Source organism: Bacillus cereus group sp. MG4 (assembly GCF_040460055.1).
GTDB classification, from domain to species: domain Bacteria; phylum Bacillota; class Bacilli; order Bacillales; family Bacillaceae_G; genus Bacillus_A; species Bacillus_A wiedmannii.
The window spans coordinates 4,553,490-4,571,124 of record NZ_JARVGZ010000001.1; the positions used below are offsets into that span (position 1 = coordinate 4,553,490).

Sequence of the window (17,635 nt, forward strand, 5' to 3'; positions counted from 1 at the left end):
TTATATACAATTGTTAAAAAGAAAGATAAAATATATTTAGAAGAAGCAACGTTAATCGCAACCATAATCCTTTCAAAATTATCACATCAGAAAAAATTCCTTCTATATATGAGAATCCGTAGTAATCTCGTAGTAGTAACACATTTCGTCTTTGGAGCGGAAGAGAAGATAAACTGTCTAACCAACTAGCAATCTCATGTTTTACAAAATAAGAGTGCTCTGTACTTGGTACGTTTGGTAAATGGAATTCTGTAACCTCTGTTGTTTTATATCTTTTTTCTTTTCGATACCAATCGATAAAGGCGTTGTAGGCAATCGTAAATAACCAAGGCTTAATTTCTTCTCCTTTATAATAATCAATGTGGACGAGCATTCGATAAAATGTTTCTTGCATGAGATCTTCAGCACAGTGAGAATCTCCGGTTAGGGAGAGAAGATAGCGAAATAAAGTGAAACTTTAATCAGTGGGGGTTTTCTTCATCCCCCACTGATTATTAGTTGAACCAATCGGACTTTTATGGGCAGTTGATCCCCCACCTAAATTCTTTGCTTTCGCTGCATTTTGAGGTGGGGGTCTTACTGCCCATTAAAGTGGGATAAATCTTGCATATGTTCGGAGTAAATTTCTTCTAATGATTGTTTGCGTTTCACTACATTTCCTTCTCTTCATACATAACAACGAAATACATATAAAAAAGTTACAATTTTTCATGGAATTATAGTAAAAAACGTCAAGAATTGGATAGGATTCTCTTTTATCATAATACATATAAGGCGGGTGAACAGAGATGGAAAGCTATGAAACACAAATTCAAAGGTCAATTGATTATATTGAAGAAGATGTAATGGAAAAACAAACGCTGCGTAATTTAGCACGTATTGCAGGTTTTTCTGAGTCACATTTTCATCGTGTATTTCAGGCATTAGTAGGTGATACAGTAATGGAGTATGTTCGAAAGAGGAGGTTAGCCCGGGCAGCTTATCAACTTTCTCATACGGATGAAAAAGTTATTGATATCGCATTTGAGCATGGCTTTCAATCTCACGAAACGTTCACGAGAGCCTTTAAAAAAATATTTCAAATGACACCGAGTGAATATCGAAAACAAGAAATTGAAACACCGATGTATTACAGCGTAAATGTAAAGCAAAGAAAATTAAATCCGTATTTAGGAGGCATACAAATGGAATATCGTATTGTAAATAAACCAGAATTTTTAGTGGCGGGTTATGAGCTGAAGACGACAAGTAAAGAAGGGAAAAACCATCAAGACATCCCAGCATTTTGGCAAGAATATTTACAAAAAGATCTTGGAACGACAATTCCGAATCGTAAAGATACGAGCCAATGGGTAGAGCTTGGATTATGTACTGATTTTAATTTAGAAACGGGCGATTTCACTTATATTATCGGAATGGAAGTTACAGGCTTTGAAAATGTACCAAATGAAGTTGCAAAGCGTACTTTCCCAGCAGCGACATATGCTGTATTTACAACGCCGAAAGTTCCTCATGAAGAAATGGTATCGTCTATTCACCAAACGTGGAATGCTGTATTCTCAGAATGGTTCCCGCATTCAGGATACGAACATTGCGGCGTTAATGAGTTTGAACTATACGATGAGCGTTCCCATGCAGATAAAAGTGAGTTCGCTCAAATTGAACTTTGGATACCAGTGAAGAAGAAGTAATAGGATAAGAGCGAATCATTGGGAGATGGTTCGCTTTTTTATAAAGGGGGAAATGGGAAGATGTTCAAAAAATTAGAATGTGTATCTATACATACGAAGGATATAGAAAGGTCAGTTTCTTTTTATAAAGAAATGGGAATGGAGCAAAACTGGGTTATAGAAAGAGAATTAGAAGAAGGGATTATTTGGACGTGAATAGGATTGAAGTTTCCAGATGAAAAAAGTTCGGAGTTAGTAATAAGTAATCATCCGGATATTAATTTTATGGAAGTCGAAGTATTAGTAGCAGATGTGCAACAAACGTATGAAAGTTTAAAAGATAATAAAGATGTAAAATGGATTCGCGAACCATTTCCAACAGAATCAGGACATGTTGCGGTAATGGAAGCACCTGATGAGAATGAGTTTGTATTAGTAGGGAAATAGCTAAAATATGGAGATGACCTTTCATAGTGAGTTGTGAAAGGTTATTTTTATCCCGCTTTAATGGGCAGTAAGACCCCCACCTCAAAATTCAGCGAAAACAAAGAAGTTAGGTGGAGGATCAACTGCCCATAAAAGTCCGATTGGTTCAACTAATAATCAGTGGGGGATGAAGAAAACCCCCACTGATTAAAGTTTCACTTTATGAGTGGATTGTTAAATTTGTATTGCTTTATCTGTAATACATTTGAAAATTGTAAAATAAAGTAGCAATTAAATATTGCGGGTGGAAGGTTATACCCTTTCTTCATTTAATGAAGAAAGGAGGTGTAATCATATGGAATTTCTTTTGCAAATTTTGTTGGAAATCACAAAAACTATAGCTAGAGAAGGTATAGTTATGGGATTTAAGAAATTAACGGCAAAAAAGCGCAAAAAGAAGACCACCCGTCTGCCTGCGAAGCGTGGGAAGTCTTCTAAACGCAAATAAGCTTTAGTTGCAACCTTCCCCTGGCGGTAATTAGTTGCAGTGACGGGGTGTTGGAAGCACCTCGTCTACTTCATTTTATGCAAAACTTAATTAGTTTATACTTCTATTTATAGTATAACAGTTTAGAAATGTATTTGTTAATAGTTTTATTTTTACTTTGTATAAGTAGGAGAAGTAGATTAGTATTGTTGGTTTTGTCGACAAATCGATATATCTAGAAAATCGCCGGTATAATTTCATTTACCGACGCCCCCCAGAAATGAAAAAAAGAAAAGACGCCACATAGCGTCTTTTCTACGAATGAAACGGGAACATAAGTATAATCGTCGTTCCTTTTCCAAGTTCGCTCTCAATAGAAATCGTTCCGTTATGAGCATGAACGAGCTGTTTCGTAATAGCAAGGCCAAGCCCCGTTCCGATGTTGCTTTCTTCTGTATTTGTTCCTCTGTAATATCGCTCAAATAGAAGTTCTTTCGTTTTGTCATCCATTCCTTTTCCGTTATCTGAAATAGAGAGTGTAAATGAAGTAGTGTTTTGGGAAAGTTTTACGCTGACATTTGTCGTTTCATTATTATGTTTTACAGCGTTTACGAGTAAGTTTTCGATAATACGCTGGAACCATTTTTCTTCAATGAAATATTGAATTTTATTTGAGCTTGGTACGAATTCAATATTTTGATTTTGAAGTGTTGGATTATTAATGAATTGTAATAATACTTTTTGAACGAATTGATTCATTTCAATGTTTACGTGCTGCGCAGGAAGACTGTTATTTTTTAATTGATACGTTAAGCTTAAGTCATCGATTAATGTCGTCATATATTGAGATTTCTCTTTCATAACGCTGCCGAATTGTTGAATGTCGCGATCAGTCCAGTTGTATTGCTGTGATTCTAGTAATAATGCGTAGCCATATATAGAACTAAGTGGTGTTTTTAAATCATGTGTGAGACCGGTAATCCATTCTTCACGTGTTTGCTGCAGTACTTGCCTCATCGCATCATTTTTTTTGAGTGTAATAGAAAGATGCTCTAGTGAATTTGTCACATCACTAAATAAGCGGAATGACCATTTTTCTTTACCAGATCGCCGGAACCTGACAGGTTTCCCTTTTTTACTAAAGGGCTCTTCGTATTTTCCACCAGCGATATTTTTAAGCCAGCGCATCGCGTGTAATAACGGTTTTCCAAATTTATTACCGTACCAAATAGAAAGAATGACTAAATAAACAAATACGATAAGAAGGATTAACCCGCATCCGATTAGAAACTTTTTAGCAAATACATCGTCTATTTCATCAACTGGGTAGTAGTGCTCATTTTTTGCAGTTATAACGAGAAGGTGATTGCTATTTGTATCGTAAAAGCTAGACGTGTTTTCTTTATGATTCCACGGTTCCTTTTCGCTAAGAGCAGCTTGTATGGCAGAAAACGTTTTTTTCTTTTCATTTGGATAGGAGAATACTTCTTCGCCGACACTATTAAAGATTTGAAGCGTTGCTTTTTCTTTAGAAAGTAACTGTTTTTCTTCTTCTGTTAATGTGAACGTATCCGTAGATACAGAAGGGTGCTCTTTCTGTATCGTTTTCAGTAATAGATTGCTTTTTACCGTACCGCCGTAAATAACAAGTACGTTCTTTTCTTCTAATTCAATTTCCCAATATGTAAACGTATAAGGGCTTTCTATATGATTCTGTATATAAGAGAATAATGATGTTTTCGTATAAGATGTTGGCACGTCACTAGGCGTATTAAAGTGATAGAGAACTTTTCCGTCTTCCTCTACAACTTGAATCCAATCATTTTTCTCTTTAATTAAGTCTTTTACTTCAACCTTTAACGAAATATCGCCATCTTCTGAAGAGATATATCTGGAAATCGTAAAATTATCAGAATCTGGAATGTTCGGTTCGTATGAAGTACTCGTAACAAGAAAAAATAAATAAGTGAAAGCAGCTACTACAGCAATCAGTAATGTAACTAAAACAAATACGTGTTGCATGATAAATTGGATAATAAGTCGTTTATTAAAGTTCATATCGTCACCTTACTTTGTAATGAACTTATAGCCAAGTCCGCGAACGGTTTTTATATATTCTGGTTTACTTGGGTCTTGTTCAATTTTTTCACGTAGTTTTCGAATGTGAACCATAACGGTATTATCATCGCCATTATAGGCAGGTGCTCCCCAAACTTTCTCGTATATTTCTTCTTTCGAAAATACGTAGTTCGGATTCTCGCAAAAGAAGAGTAATAGCTGAAATAGCTGGGCGGAACATTCGACAACATGTCCATTTACTGTAAGTTCTGCGGAATATCGATCAATTTCAAATCTACCAAATGAACTGGAGTTTGCTTTTTGTTCGTGTGGTACTGCTTGTTTTATATGTCTTCGGAGTTGTGCTTTCATACGAGCGACTACTTCAAGTGGATTAAATGGCTTCGTAATATAATCATCTGCACCGTGTGAAAATCCAGATATTTTATCTAAATCAGATGTTTTGGCTGTGAGGAAGAAGATAGGGCAATCTGTTTTTTCGCGAATGATTGGACAAATATCAAAACCAGATTGTCCAGGAAGCATGACATCTAAAATAATTAAATCGTAATTGTTTTGCGCGGTGAGAGATAAAGCTATTTCAGCGGATGTTGCAGTTGTAATATGAGAAAAACCTTCTTTTTCAAGAATGGTAGTTAGTAATTGTAAAATTGCTGTTTCATCATCAACGAGCAAAATATTTGCTTGGTACATAAAAAATCCCTCCTAATTTCCTCGAATATCATATCATTTTTCTATAATTTATGGAATTTTTAAGGAAATTTTAAGGTTTTCTTTCGCAAAAAATTAAGAATCAAATGATATGATAAAAGAACATAGGGGAGGAGATGAGTGTGAATCCGTTTCAAGCGATGCGAGCTAGATATTTTTTAATTGTATTTGCACTATTAACTTTAGTTGCAAGAGCCAGTAATGAATTGATAGAAAATACATTTCATATGCAGAATTCTACTTTTATAAATATTCTTATATTCTATATTCTTCCGATTACATGGATTTTTTTTGAGTATAGAAAACAACGTGTTTCATTTTCATTATTTATTAATAAAAATGAAACATTTAACCTGGTGCAAGTTTTATACATTACGATTATGTTATGCGTGTTTAGTTACGGGTATCTTATTTTGTACATGTATAGCTTTGCGTGGATTACACCGGAATTTATTATGAACGCATTACGTGAACCGATTATAGATAGTACAGGGGGATATGTATATCAATTTATTATGGTCGTATTCATTGCGCCAATTATTGGTGAATTTGTTTTTCGTGGATTTTTACTGCAACGCTTTGCAGCAAAATGGGGAACGAGTATAGCGATTATTGTAGTAGCGATGTTGTTTGCGTTGTTACATGTTGATTTCCTAGGCGCAGTAGTATTTAGCGTTGTACTATCAATCGTATATATTCGTACGAATAGTTTACTTATGCCAATTGCTATTCACATGTTAAACAATGCATTTGTAATCGGCGCTTCTTATTTAATAAACAGAGAAGAGATAATGAGTTTTGCAGATTTCTCAAATTATACGACCTTTTTCCCAGGACTTATTATTTTTATAACAGGATTAAACTTAGTACTCATCTTCTTATTTGTTAACCGCAAATATTGGAGTAAAGAAATGCCAGCTATATATGTAGAGCAGGAAAAAAGCTTTTCAGACGTAGTGGGGAGTAAATGAGATGAAGAAGGCGATTGGAAAAATATTGAAAGACATTATAGATGCTACGTCTATTACAGATATGTGTGATAAAAGCGTTTGTCATTGGGTGCAACCTGTAGTAGATACGATTGTGTTTCCAGAGTATTACTTATTTTCTAGTACTCATGTAAAAGAAAATATTATTTCTCTTCTTATTGTGTTAGGGGTTTTACTAATATTTGGTCTAATTGTAGAAGAAATGATGAAGCGCATCTTCAGAAAAAATGAAGAGAAGTATATGTGGGTTCATAAAGTATTCGAGAAAGTAATAGTGGCTTTCCTTTTGTTTTATAGTATGAAAACAATCATTTACTTTATAGCTTTAAAACATCATTAATTCTAAATTTGAAAGGGATGTATAAAATTATATGAATGAAACAATATCATCAAATAAGTTTTTTTATTTGATTTTGCTTAGGGTGTGTCTAAAAACTATTTCTATGATAGGATTACCTCAAATCATTTAGAGAGGGGTATTTTCTATGACGCCACGCCGCTACGAACTTACAAATGAACAATGGGAACAAATCAAAGACTTTTTCCCACCGTATTTTACTGGTCGTCCGCCTAAAAGGAGTAATCGTGAAATGTTCAATGCTATTTTATGGATAGCTAGGAGCGGCGCTCCCTGGCGTGATTTGCCGGACCATTACGGATTATGGAAAACCGTGTATGCTCGCTTCTGCAAATGGCGTGATGAAGGTGTCTTACTGACTATTTTTCAAGAATTAAATGCTGAACCGGATCTTGAAAACCTCAGCATAGATTCAACCAGTATCAAAGCGCATCAACATAGTGCTGGTGCAAAAAAAAGGCTGTAAATCATGAGTGTCATCAGCATATTGGCATGAGTCGCGGTGGAAAAACTACCAAAATCCATGCAATTGTTGATGGTTTAGGCAACCCCATTTTATTTCATTTGACTGGCGGAAATATTTTTGATAGCACTCCTGTTTGCGAGCTTTTGGATGAAATACCGATTAAGGGCAGCAATATTCTTGGTGACAAGGCCTATGGTTCTCATACGATTCGTAACTATATTACCGATCATGAAGCAACCTATACCATTCCACCCAGGTCAAATGCGAAAGCTCCTTGGAATGTGGATTGGTATTTATATAAAGAACGCCATTTAGTGGAGTGTTTTTTCAATAAAATCAAGCATTTCCGTAGAATCGCAACACGTTATGATAAGCTGGCATCTTCTTTTTTAGCCTTTGTGTATATCGCTGCCATTTTTCGATTAACACAATGAACAACAGTTTTTAGACACACCCTAGTATTGTGCTGATAACGACAGTCAATGTTATTCTTCGCTGGGAGGAAGCTTATTTCTTTATGTATTTAGCACTCCATTTGTTAGGAATATTATGTATAAGCGGCGGAATAGTTGCTGAAAAAAAGAGTGAAGAAAGCGTTAATTATATGTGTGTGACCGGTCTTATTTTACTTTTAGCTGTACAAGGTATTATGAAATATAGTACTTTTTCTTTACAAGATTTTAGTTTATTAGTGGATGTACTTCCTTAAGGGGACACGTTATGTTATCTAAGAAGCAAATAGGATACGTACTAGTTTTAATTGGATTTTTTACGCTTATTGTAACGACTTTATTTTTTCAAGACTATGAATATATACGCTATTTAAAAGGCGCTGGTTTAATATGTTGGGTTGTAAGTACGTTTCTTATCCCAGAGTATGAACCGAAGAAAGTGTCTAAAGGTAGGTAAAACTCTTCTTTTTGTAGAAGAGTTTTTTTATGTAAATAAAAGGATCTCGAGCAATTCGCGTAATAAGCTTGTTCTAATTTAGCATGTACGAACTTACAATAATAATAGACAGGCAGCATAGAGGAGGGAATAGCGTGAGGAAGGTTATTGGGTGGTCGCTTTTTTTGTACGTTGGGTTTGCGTTGCTTATATATTGGTATTTATTTGGATGGAATCATGAACTTATTCCGGACATGTATAAAGGAACGAGTGCAGATCCAGAAACGTTTATGAATGCAAGAGAGCTTACGCTAAGCCAAGATTATTCGCGCGTGAAAAATTTACTGTACTTTTTAGCGACGCCTCTGGAATGGATTATATTATTATTTGTACTTGTGCTCGGTATTTCAAAGAAGTTTGAGAAATGGTCGAAGGAAACGACGAAAATAAGTGTCCTGCAAGTTGCGATTTATTTCTTTTATTTATCATTACTTACAACAGTTCTTGCCCTGCCAATGCAATGGATTAGCCGAAAAGTATCCGTTGATTACGGCATTTCAACGCAAAGTACACAAAGCTGGATAAAAGATCACGTTATCGGTTTTTGGGAGAGTTATGCGACGATGTTAATCGTAGTTACCGTTCTGTTATGGCTCATCCGTAAATTCCCAAAGAGATGGTGGCTAGCAGGGTGGGCACTCTCTGTTCCATTTACAATCTTTTTAACATTCATACAGCCTGTCGTTATTGATCCACTTTATAACGACTTCTCGACGCTGAAAAATAAAGAATTAGAAACGAAAATTTTAGAGATGGCAGACAAAGCCGATATTCCGGCTAAACATGTATATGAAGTAAATATGTCGGAAAAAACGAATGCGTTAAATGCATATGTAACAGGAATAGGACTTAACTCGCGTATTGTAATGTGGGATACAACGCTTAAGCAATTAAAAGATAAAGAGATTTTATTTATAATGGCTCATGAAATGGGGCATTATGTTATGAAACATATATATTGGGGCGTGGCGAGTTATGTGTTGCTATCGTTTATAGGGATGTATTTCATTAGTCGTATTATAAATATGTGTATTCGAAAATGGGGAGATACGCTGCAAATTTCAAAAGTAGCATGTTTTTCAATTTTACCTTTATTTTTCTTAATTTCTTCTGTTCTCTCTTTTGCATCACAGCCCGCAACAAACTATGTTTCTCGTATAGAAGAACGAGCGGCAGATCAATATGCTTTAGACATGACGAAAGATGGGGAATCTGGTGTAAAAACGTTTCAATATTTATCAAAAACGAGTTTAAGTCAAGTAAATCCGCCTGAGTTAGTGAAGTTTTTCTTATACACACATCCACCAATTTTCGAAAGAATTCATACGTTTGAACAATATGAGAAACAAAGCAAAAAGGAGTAGCTATTATGCTACTTCTTTCTTTATAGAGATATAAGTTTGATATTGGGAATATTTATCATTGCTTTTTATTGTGATTTTGTAAATAATAAGCTATAAAATTCTAAAAATCTATATATAAAGGAATAAAGGTGGAAAAATGTATTTTTTACAAAATTTAAAAGTGAAATATAAATTATTATCGCTTATTTCATTAGCAGTTTTAGGTATGGTAATTATGAGCTGTGTAGCAATTAATTCTATTAATAAGATTAAGCATGATACAGAGGTTGTAGTAGATGATTATCAACATTCTGTAGTTTTATTAGAAGGAATGCTTCGTACACAGAATTCACTAGAGTATAACTTACTAGAATTAATTACAGCATCACCAAATGAGGGGGCAAATAAAGAGGGGATTATTGGTAACATTGAAAAGGATCTTGAAAAATATGATTCTTTATTAAAAGAATATGATGATGGCTTCAATTTAAGTAAGCAAGAGGATGAACTGTTTCAGAAGATGAAGAAATATTTGCCAAGTTATATGGAGACATATAAGAAGTTGTTTGATAAAGCGAAGGTAACAAATGAATCTCAAATGGTAAACGAATTTCATAAGGAATTAAAACCGAAGGGAGTAGAGCTAGCTAGTTATGCTGTAGATCTAGAAGCGTATGTTTCAAATTTAGCTGACCAAGTATTTAAAGATTCTCAAAAAATGATAGATCGGTCCGTTATTACTTTTATCATTCTTGTAGTAGTTACTACAATCGTTATATGCATAGTAAGTTATATTATTAGCAGGCTTATAGTTGCTCCTTTACAAACGGTTAGTCGTATGATGGAAAGAGCGAAAGATGGGGATTTGACTGTACATGGTGAGTATAATGCTAAAGATGAATTAGGTGTATTAGTAAGTGATTTTAATGAGATGATTACAGGGTTAAGAACAAATATGAAAGAAGTAGAGAATAATATTCAGCTTTTATTCCAACATGCAGACGGAGTGGTATCTGCATCAGAAGTATCTAGCAGTGCAGCGAAGAAAATAACGATGGATATTGAAGAAGTTGCAAATGGTGCAGAGAGCCAAATGCAAGCAATGGAACAAACTGCGGGTGCGATGGAAGAGTTGACACAAGGAATGCAGAGTATAGTGAATACATCATCATCTGTAAATGAATTGTCTGCACAGTCAGCATTAGATGCAGAGAGTGGTAATAAGTTAATGAAACAAATGAATCAACAGATGGATATAATCCAAAATTCAGTACATAGCGGTGTTAAACAAGTAGAGACTATGAAAGAACAATCAGAAGAAATTGTTAAAATTATTGATGTTATGCAAGGTATTACCTCTCAGATTAATTTATTAGCATTAAACGCCGCAATTGAGGCTGCCCGTGCTGGGGAAAGTGGTAGAGGATTTGCGATTGTGGCAGATGAAGTGCGGAAATTAGCGGAACAATCTAGTAATTCTGCAAAACAAATTGAGAAGCTTATTACTCAAGTTATGGGAACAACGAGCCATACGGTACATATGATGGGGAAAGTAGATCATGAGGTACAGGCAGGTACACAAGTAGTAATGCATACAGAAAAAGTATTTGGAAAAATTACAGAAAAAATACAGCAAGTATCTGAGCAAATTCAAACGGTATCTATGTCTACGGATGAAATTGCAGCGAGTAGTGAGGAGATTTCGGCTTCGGCAGAAGACATGGCTCAAATTTCCCAAAGATCATCTGACCGAACTGATAGGGTAAAAGAGTCTATTCAACAGCAAGAAAAATCTGTTCAAGAGATCTCGGTTTCAATTGAACATATGCATAACGCAGCAGGAGGATTAAAACAAATAGTTGCTCAATTTACTCTTCAAAAGTAGTAGTATATTTAAGTTTTAATATAGAAAAATTCCACTCAATAAATAAAAAAATCATCCTATATAACAAAGGATGATTTTTTTTATGGGAATTTTGCGCAGCTATCACTTAATATATTCTAATTTTTTACAATTTTCCGATTGTAATATATAATAATACGTAATGTTTTGGAGATTTTTCATTTGTAAAAGATAGTTTATAGGAGGGGAGAAAGGGTGTTCAATAAAAAATCAATGCCGGCTATAAAAATGATCCTTTCGATGTCTATTTTCGGATCAATTGGATTTTTTTCTACTCAAACAGGTTTACCGTCTTTTGAATTAGTATTCGTTCGTTGCATTTGTGCAACTATATTTTTAGCATTGTGTTGGCTCGTAACAGGACAGTATAAAAGTGAGAAATGGAATAAAAAAGAAGTAATGCAAATATTAGCATGCGGCGTATTTCTCGTTTTTAACTGGGTATTTTTATTTAAAGCGTTTGAAGTTATGTCGATTACAATTGCGATTTCAGTGTACCATCTTGCACCCATTATCGTATTAATGATTGGTAGTATTGTATTTAAAGAGAGACTTACAGTATTTGCGGTTATGTCCATTGTCATTTGTTTTATCGGTACCGTTTTAGTAGCTGGAGTAGACGGTAGTATGTCGTTAGAGAAATTAATGTCATCTGGAATGGTATGGGCACTTCTTGCAGCGTTATTTTATGCTTTTACCACTTTATTAGGAAAAGGAATTCAGCATACGAGCGCATATGCGATGACATTTTTACAAACGTTTTTAGGTATATTTTTATTGCTACCATTCGTAGATTTTGGCAAGTTTCAAGGTTTAACAGAGATGAACTGGATGATGATTACAGCAACAGGACTTATACATACGGGATTTGTATATTACTTATTTTTTGACAGTTTAAGAGGTTTATCGACGAGATTAATTTCTGTATTAGTGTTTTTAGATCCTGCGGTTGCAATATTATTAGATACAGTCTTTACCGGGTTTAGACCGACTAGTATGCAAGTAGTAGGGATTGTTCTTATATTTGTAGGAATGGCATTTACTTTTCGCAAGGGAACAGAGAAGGAATTATCGATGAAGGAAAGTGCTACTTTATAATTTGAATAAAATGATATTAAAAAGACGCATATATATACTATTTGCGTCTTTTTGTGTCAATAAAGTGAAATTTAAAAATGTAAAGGAGTTCACAAAGAGATTGTAGAATTTTTAATATATAGTACCTTAGATGTGACAGCTTCCTTTTTGAAATAAGAAAGAAGGAGGTATAAAGCAGAGAGGACAATGAAGAAAAAATATTGGGTGTAATGATGATTGCGACAATGGTAGGCGGTATATTTGCAGGGACGAATGTGGCCCCTGTAAAAGCGGAAAGTGCACCATTGCAAAATACAAATCCAATTGTATTTAAAGATGTACCAAAAGGACATTGGTCAGAAGAGGCAATTCATAATTTATCGGCAAACGAAATTATTTTTGGATATGGGGATGGAATTTTCGGTTTTGGTGATGACGTAACACGTGAACAAGTTGCAGCTTTAATTTATCGTGTATTTGATATAGAAGAACAAGAGGAATATGAAAACCCATATGGGGATATCGATGAAAACTCAACAAACTTTATTGAAGAGATATTAGCTTTAACGGAACTAGAAATTTTTATGGGAGACGAGCATGGAAACTTTAGACCGAAAGCAACGTTAACTCGTGTGGAAATGGCGCAAGTGCTTACGAATGCTTTTGATTTACAGGCGAAGGGATCTCCTACGCTTAATGATGTTTCAGCAAATTCATGGGCAAAGAATGCAATTAGTGTAATTCAAACAAATGGTATTACGGCGGGAATCGGAGATAATAAATTCGGCCCATCCATGAAAGTAAAAAGAGAGCAATACGCACAGTTTTTATACAAAGCAATTTTGCATGATATGGAACAAGGACAGCAATAAGGTTTAACTAGTAAAGTGATATTTGAAAAATAATACAAAAAGGTCATTGTTGTATAACAGTGGCCTTTTTTGTATGGGATAAAGCGCGAAAGAAAGGTATTTTGAAAAAAACGAAATGAATTTTCAAAAAAAACTTCCTTTTCTGAAGATTTGTTATATAATATAAAACATAAAATCAAATCTGTTATAAAACAGTTTAAGAAGGGGATGCTAATATGTCGACGCAAACTTCACGGGTTACATTGCCCGGAGAAATGTTACCAGCGTACAACGAAATATTGACACCTGAGGCGCTTAGTTTTTTAAAGGAACTACATGAAAATTTTAATAAGCGCCGCATAGAACTTTTACAAAAGCGTGCGGAGAAACAAAAGAGAATTGATGCAGGAGAGTTTCCGAAGTTTTTAGAAGAAACAAAGCGCATACGTGAAGCGGATTGGACAATTGCTCAATTGCCAAAAGATTTAGAGGATCGCCGCGTAGAGATTACTGGACCAGTGGATAGAAAGATGGTTATTAACGCTTTAAATTCAGGAGCGCATCTTTTTATGGCAGATTTCGAAGATTCGAATTCACCAACTTGGGAAAATGCGATTGAAGGTCAAATAAATTTACGAGATGCAGTGCAGGGAACGATTTCACATAAAAATGAAAATGGAAAAGAATATCGTTTAAATAGTAAAACAGCAGTATTAATTGTGCGTCCAAGAGGATGGCATTTAGAAGAAAAACATATGCAAGTTGATGGGAAGAATATGTCTGGTAGCTTAGTAGATTTCGGACTTTATTTTTTCCATAATGCGAAAGCTCTCTTAGCAAAAGGAAGCGGTCCATACTTTTACTTACCGAAAATGGAAAGCCATTTAGAAGCAAGGTTATGGAATGATGTTTTCGTATTTGCTCAAAAATATATCGGTATTCCAAACGGAACAATTAAAGCGACGGTGTTACTGGAAACGATTCACGCTTCGTTTGAAATGGATGAAATTTTGTATGAGCTTAAAGATCATTCTGCTGGGTTAAATTGCGGAAGATGGGATTATATTTTCAGCTTTCTAAAGAGTTTCCGTAATCATAATAAATTTTTACTTCCAGATAGAGCGCAAGTCACGATGACGGCGCCGTTTATGCGCGCGTATTCTTTGAAAGTCATTCAAACGTGTCACCGCCGTAATGCACCAGCTATTGGAGGAATGGCAGCACAAATTCCGATTAAAAACAATCTAGAAGCGAATGAAGCAGCTTTTGAAAAAGTGCGTGCAGATAAGGAGCGCGAAGCTTTAGACGGTCATGATGGGACTTGGGTTGCCCACCCGGGACTTGTACCAGTCGCGACGGAAGTATTTAATCACATTATGAAAACACCGAATCAAATTTTTAGAAAACGTGAAGAAATACATGTTACAGAAAAGGATTTATTAGAAGTACCAGTGGGAACGATTACAGAAGAGGGGCTTCGCCTAAATATTAACGTAGGCATTCAATATATCGCATCTTGGTTAAGCGGACGGGGAGCGGCACCAATTTATAACTTAATGGAAGATGCGGCAACAGCGGAAATTTCTAGGGCACAAGTATGGCAATGGATCCGCCATGAAGGTGGAAAGCTAAATGACGGCCGTAATATTACGCTTGAATTGATGGAAGAGCTAAAAGAAGAAGAACTAGCAAAAATAGAAAGAGAGATTGGTAAGGAAGCCTTTAAGAAAGGGAGATTCCAAGAGGCGACAACGTTGTTTACAAATCTCGTTCGGAATGATGAATTCGTACCATTTTTAACATTACCGGGTTATGAAATTTTATAAAAAATGAAAAGGGGATGGAACAAATGAAAAACGAAAGAATCGAGAAATTACAAGAGAGCTGGGAACTAGATACGCGCTGGAAAGGGATTACACGTCCATATTCGGCAGAAGATGTAATTCGCTTGCGCGGGTCAATTGATATTGAACATACATTAGCGCGCCGCGGTGCTGAAAAGCTTTGGTCATCGCTTCATACGGAAGATTATATTAACGCACTTGGCGCATTAACAGGAAACCAAGCGATGCAACAAGTGAAAGCTGGGCTAAAAGCAATTTATTTAAGTGGATGGCAAGTCGCTGCGGATGCGAACCTTTCTGGACATATGTATCCAGACCAAAGTTTATATCCAGCGAACAGCGTACCTGCTGTAGTAAAACGAATCAATCAAACGCTTCAACGTGCGGATCAAATTCAGCATATGGAAGGAAGCGATGATACAGATTATTTCGTACCGATTGTAGCAGATGCAGAAGCAGGATTTGGCGGACAACTAAACGTATTTGAACTGATGAAAGGTATGATTGAAGCAGGTGCATCAGGTGTGCACTTTGAAGATCAATTATCTTCAGAGAAAAAATGCGGCCATTTAGGCGGAAAAGTATTATTACCAACGCAAACAGCGGTGCGTAATTTAATCTCGGCACGCCTTGCAGCAGACGTAATGGGAGTGCCGACAATTATTGTTGCAAGAACAGATGCGGATGCAGCAGATTTAATTACGAGCGATATTGATCCAGTTGATAAAGCATTTATTACAGGTGAAAGAACTCCAGAAGGATTTTACCGTACGAAAGCAGGTCTTGATCAAGCAATTGCACGTGGTTTAGCATACGCTCCTTATGCAGATCTCGTTTGGTGCGAAACATCTGAACCAAATTTAGAGGATGCAAAACGATTTGCGGACGCAATTCATAAAGAGCATCCAGGGAAATTGCTTGCATATAACTGTTCACCTTCATTTAACTGGAAACAAAAATTAGATGAAAAAACAATTGCAAGCTTCCAAAAAGAAATCGCATCTTACGGTTATAAGTTCCAGTTCGTAACACTAGCTGGATTCCACTCGTTAAACTACGGTATGTTTGAATTAGCACGTGGCTATAAAGAGCGCGGCATGGCAGCGTACTCTGAACTACAACAAGCAGAATTCGCAGCAGAAAAACACGGCTACTCTGCAACTCGTCACCAACGCGAAGTAGGAACAGGTTACTTTGATGAAGTAGCTCAAGTTATTACAGGTGGTACTTCATCAACGACAGCGCTAAAAGGATCTACAGAAGAAGCACAGTTTACGAAATAAAAGGAAGGGGCACCTTTTTAAAGGGTGCCCTTGTTATTTTCGGAATGATTCGAGAGTAAATGGAAATACATCAACGGTTTTTCAAATATATCGACTTACCGACAAAAAAGACGATAGTATCAAATCCACTCAGCTCTATGATCGCGAATAAACTGCATATCTTTCTTATAATGCTCTAAATGTCCTTCATCAATCATTCTTTGGAAATATAAGTCGCCTTCTTGTGCTTTTCTTTTCATATATGTACATAATGCTTCTAATCGTAGTAACACTATTCCTAAGTAATCTTCGTCCATACTTTTACCGTAGGACTGGACAAACAATTTCACTCTTTCTTTCATACGGCTAGCATGTTGTGCCGATTCATAATGAACTGCCTCACCTGATTCTGTATAATACACTCTACTTAAAGGTACACAAGTATAAAGCGTATAAGCGATATCCCAAATTCTTGGACCAGGAGCAGCGACATCGAAATCAATAATACCTACTGGTTTCTCGTCATTAAAAATAATGTTATATATAGCAAAATCATTGTGGCATAAAACCTCAATGTCATTTGGAGTACGATCCATCGGTTGCCATTCATCTGATAAGGGAAAGTCACTTACCGCATCATGATAAAGGCGGAGCATCTTTGCTATTTCCTTTAAAACATCATTAGATCGCATATATTCTTTTAAAGGATAATTCCCAGCGTCTCCTTCAATAAAGGATAAAATCTCTCTATCTTTTTCATCTACACCTAAAAACTTTGGAGCATGATGAAACCCTTTGTTTTCTAAGTGCTGTAATAATGTATGAATTTTTGCGCTACCTGGCTTTAATTCTCGCCGAACAGTATTTTCAGAACGATACACATTTGATACATTTCCCCCTGTAAGCTTTTCCTCGTTGGTGTAGTTTGACATATAATCCCCTCCAATATAACGACTGTACGATTATATTGTAACACTTCAGAACAAGGGATGTAATCGCGTTCAAATGATGTTTGTGTTCACTTCATAGTGAAATCCGCACATACTAAAATCAATTATTTACGAATGTACAATCAATTTAATTTGTCAGTTATTTTCAAAAAAGATTGTACATTTCATTTTAAGTATGCTATGATGAAGTCAGTTGAATAGTTAAATTAAGCAATCCATATATTATCAAGTGCCGAAAAACGAACGAGAAAAAGTATGTGAGAACTAGTTT

At 35.6% G+C, this 17,635-nt stretch carries 16 protein-coding genes and 3 pseudogenes; 15 read left to right on the plus strand and 4 right to left on the minus strand.

Annotated features, from left to right (window positions below):
• Positions 1 to 100 precede the first annotated feature (100 nt).
• Positions 101 to 448 (minus strand): annotated as a pseudogene (locus QCI41_RS23930) (RNA polymerase sigma factor); the annotation flags it as partial.
• A 340-nt stretch (positions 449 to 788) separates the two neighbouring features.
• On the opposite strand from QCI41_RS23930, the gene QCI41_RS23935 reads away from it, so the two are divergent.
• The 3 genes and pseudogenes from QCI41_RS23935 (at position 789) to QCI41_RS23945 (ending at position 2,604) form a co-directional block, all read left to right on the plus strand.
• Positions 789 to 1,691, plus strand: a complete 903-nt coding sequence (locus QCI41_RS23935; protein WP_060489268.1) for an AraC family transcriptional regulator — start codon at positions 789 to 791, stop codon at positions 1,689 to 1,691.
• 60 nt (positions 1,692 to 1,751) lie between these two features.
• Positions 1,752 to 2,117: pseudogene (locus QCI41_RS23940) on the plus strand (VOC family protein).
• A 334-nt stretch (positions 2,118 to 2,451) separates the two neighbouring features.
• Positions 2,452 to 2,604: a hypothetical protein gene (locus QCI41_RS23945; protein WP_000394950.1), complete on the plus strand. Its 153-nt coding sequence runs from the start codon at positions 2,452 to 2,454 to the stop codon at positions 2,602 to 2,604.
• Positions 2,605 to 2,898: 294 nt separating this feature from the next.
• On the opposite strand, the gene QCI41_RS23950 is transcribed toward QCI41_RS23945, so the two are convergent.
• Both QCI41_RS23950 and QCI41_RS23955 read right to left on the minus strand, forming a co-directional pair.
• Positions 2,899 to 4,641: a sensor histidine kinase gene (locus QCI41_RS23950; protein WP_353836480.1), complete on the minus strand. Its 1,743-nt coding sequence runs from the start codon at positions 4,639 to 4,641 to the stop codon at positions 2,899 to 2,901.
• 9 nt (positions 4,642 to 4,650) lie between these two features.
• Entirely contained in the window at positions 4,651 to 5,355 is a 705-nt protein-coding gene (locus tag QCI41_RS23955; protein WP_353836479.1) for a response regulator transcription factor, read from the minus strand.
• Positions 5,356 to 5,495: 140 nt separating this feature from the next.
• Between QCI41_RS23955 and QCI41_RS23960 the strand changes: the two genes are divergently transcribed.
• From QCI41_RS23960 to aceA, 12 genes and pseudogenes are all read left to right on the plus strand, one after another.
• Positions 5,496 to 6,344, plus strand: coding sequence for a CPBP family intramembrane glutamic endopeptidase (locus QCI41_RS23960; RefSeq protein WP_353836478.1), 849 nt, complete (start codon positions 5,496 to 5,498; stop codon positions 6,342 to 6,344).
• Position 6,345: 1 nt separating this feature from the next.
• Positions 6,346 to 6,702, plus strand: coding sequence for a hypothetical protein (locus QCI41_RS23965; RefSeq protein WP_353836477.1), 357 nt, complete (start codon positions 6,346 to 6,348; stop codon positions 6,700 to 6,702).
• Between the two features lie 145 nt (positions 6,703 to 6,847).
• A protein-coding gene (locus tag QCI41_RS23970; RefSeq protein WP_483299041.1) for an IS5 family transposase occupies positions 6,848 to 7,620 on the plus strand; the annotation gives its coding sequence in 2 pieces (ribosomal slippage) (positions 6,848 to 7,178 and positions 7,178 to 7,620; 774 coding nt in all).
• A gap of 83 nt (positions 7,621 to 7,703) precedes the next feature.
• Complete coding sequence (locus QCI41_RS23975) at positions 7,704 to 7,895, plus strand: hypothetical protein (RefSeq protein WP_353836476.1); 192 nt, start codon at positions 7,704 to 7,706, stop codon at positions 7,893 to 7,895.
• Between the two features lie 11 nt (positions 7,896 to 7,906).
• On the plus strand, positions 7,907 to 8,095 hold the full coding sequence (locus tag QCI41_RS23980) for a hypothetical protein (RefSeq protein ID WP_353836475.1): 189 nt from the start codon (positions 7,907 to 7,909) through the stop codon (positions 8,093 to 8,095).
• 134 nt (positions 8,096 to 8,229) lie between these two features.
• Positions 8,230 to 9,498: a M48 family metallopeptidase gene (locus QCI41_RS23985; RefSeq protein ID WP_353836474.1), complete on the plus strand. Its 1,269-nt coding sequence runs from the start codon at positions 8,230 to 8,232 to the stop codon at positions 9,496 to 9,498.
• 136 nt (positions 9,499 to 9,634) lie between these two features.
• Positions 9,635 to 10,414: pseudogene (locus QCI41_RS30765) on the plus strand (MCP four helix bundle domain-containing protein); the annotation flags it as partial.
• Positions 10,415 to 10,570: 156 nt separating this feature from the next.
• Entirely contained in the window at positions 10,571 to 11,362 is a 792-nt protein-coding gene (locus QCI41_RS30770) for a methyl-accepting chemotaxis protein (protein ID WP_483299553.1), read from the plus strand.
• A gap of 213 nt (positions 11,363 to 11,575) precedes the next feature.
• On the plus strand, positions 11,576 to 12,478 hold the full coding sequence (locus QCI41_RS23995; protein ID WP_081253853.1) for a DMT family transporter: 903 nt from the start codon (positions 11,576 to 11,578) through the stop codon (positions 12,476 to 12,478).
• 209 nt (positions 12,479 to 12,687) lie between these two features.
• Complete coding sequence (locus QCI41_RS24000; protein ID WP_353838805.1) at positions 12,688 to 13,329, plus strand: S-layer homology domain-containing protein; 642 nt, start codon at positions 12,688 to 12,690, stop codon at positions 13,327 to 13,329.
• 215 nt (positions 13,330 to 13,544) lie between these two features.
• Entirely contained in the window at positions 13,545 to 15,134 is a 1,590-nt protein-coding gene (gene aceB / locus QCI41_RS24005) for a malate synthase A (protein ID WP_353836472.1), read from the plus strand.
• A gap of 23 nt (positions 15,135 to 15,157) precedes the next feature.
• Complete coding sequence (gene aceA / locus QCI41_RS24010) at positions 15,158 to 16,435, plus strand: isocitrate lyase (protein ID WP_000787360.1); 1,278 nt, start codon at positions 15,158 to 15,160, stop codon at positions 16,433 to 16,435.
• A gap of 119 nt (positions 16,436 to 16,554) precedes the next feature.
• Here the strand turns inward: aceA and QCI41_RS24015 are convergent, their stop codons facing one another.
• Positions 16,555 to 17,346: a phosphotransferase gene (locus tag QCI41_RS24015; protein WP_353836471.1), complete on the minus strand. Its 792-nt coding sequence runs from the start codon at positions 17,344 to 17,346 to the stop codon at positions 16,555 to 16,557.
• Positions 17,347 to 17,635 lie beyond the last annotated feature (289 nt).